The following is a 1,403-nucleotide window of genomic DNA, read 5'->3' on the forward strand; positions in this document are numbered from 1 at the left end:
GTGCCTTCGCTCAGACTCGAACTGACACTGCACGGGCTTTGAATCCGTTGCCTCAGCTCCGTGGGTCTTCGGTCGGATCAGGAGCGGCCTCGCGCAGTCCACCGCCAGTCGGGGAATTCGGTTTCGAGGCGGCGGACCCGGTCGGCCGACAGCCGGCCCCGACGGTAGTCGGCGCGACGGTTCGCCGCCCACTGGCCGATCGCGAAGCCGTCGACCACCTCACGCTGGCGGGGGTTGCTGGTGCCGTGCACTGCCTCATACCGATGCAGGTGCGCGACGCCGGCCTCGAACGCGGCGGCCGATGCTGCGTCCTGGGGGTGCCACTGCCAGTCCTGGAATTCGTTGTCGAAGAGCGAGATTCGGCCAGCGGGTAGTCGGCCTGTGCGGTAGTCGGCGCGGCGGTTCGCCGCCCACTGGCCGATCGGGAAGTCGTCGATGACGTCGTGCTGGCGGGGGTTGCTGGTGCCGTGAACGGCCCGGTACCGATGCAGGTGGTCGATCCCGGCCGTGAAGGCGGCATCGAGCACGTTCCACCGCCAGTCGGGGAACTCGGTTTCGATGCGGCGGATCCGCTCGGGCGACAACCGGCCGAGCCGGTAGTCGGTGCGTCGGCTGTCGACCCAGGCGCCGATCGGGAAGTCGCCGATCGTTGCGTGGCGGGCCGGTGAGCTCGAACCATGCGCGGCGACGTAGCGGTGCAGGTGTGCGATCCCAATGTCGAACCGCCGATCGTCGGCGCGACGACGGCGAGCGGTCGGGGAGTCGTGCTCGCTGGGCACGGCGTCACCGCCTGCTTTTCGTGGCGGCGGGTCGTACCGTCCACCGCCAGTCGGGGAACTCGGTTTCGATGCGGCGGATCCGCTCGGCCGACAGTCGGCCTTTGCGGTAGTTGGCGCGGCGAGTGGCGACCCAGATACCGATCGGGAACCCGGTGATCATGTCTCGCTGAGGGACCTGGCTGGTCCCGTGGGCGGCGACGTAGCGGCGGAGGTGGGACAGGCCGGTTTCGAACGCGGCCGCGGAGGCTTCGTCCTGAGGCAGCCACTGCCAGTCCGGGAACTCGGACTCCAGACGCGCGATCCGCTCGGCCGACAGTCGGCCTCTGCGGTAGTCGGCGCGACGGGAAGCAACCCAGGTGCCGATCTCGAAACCGTCGACCACATCGCCTTCTCCAGCGTTGCTCGTGCCGTGGACGGCGACGTAGCGACGCAGATGGGTCACGCCGACGTCGAACATCGCGTCCCGCACATTCCACACCCAGCCGGGGAACTCGGTTTCGAGGCGGCGGATCCGCTCCGGCGACAGCTGGCCCCGCCGGTACTCGGCACGGCGGTTGACAACCCACTGACCGATCGCGAACCCGTCGATCGTCGCGCCGCGGGGTGGTGAGCTGGAACCGTGCA

General features: G+C 69.3%; 2 protein-coding genes. Both read right to left on the reverse strand.

Going from position 1 to position 1,403, the window contains the following annotated elements:
- Positions 1-77: 77 nt before the first annotated feature.
- Positions 78-779 (reverse strand): helicase associated domain-containing protein, encoded by a 702-nt coding sequence (locus tag ACFVHY_RS24425; protein WP_390275954.1) that lies wholly within the window; start codon positions 777-779, stop codon positions 78-80.
- Positions 780-783: 4 nt separating this feature from the next.
- Positions 784-1,403 (reverse strand): helicase associated domain-containing protein (locus ACFVHY_RS24430; protein WP_390275956.1); only part of this gene is annotated, 620 nt, incomplete at its 5' end.

Origin of the sequence: Gordonia sp. NPDC127522, from assembly GCF_042672305.1 — a bacterium.
Lineage (GTDB): Bacteria > Actinomycetota > Actinomycetes > Mycobacteriales > Mycobacteriaceae > Gordonia > Gordonia hongkongensis.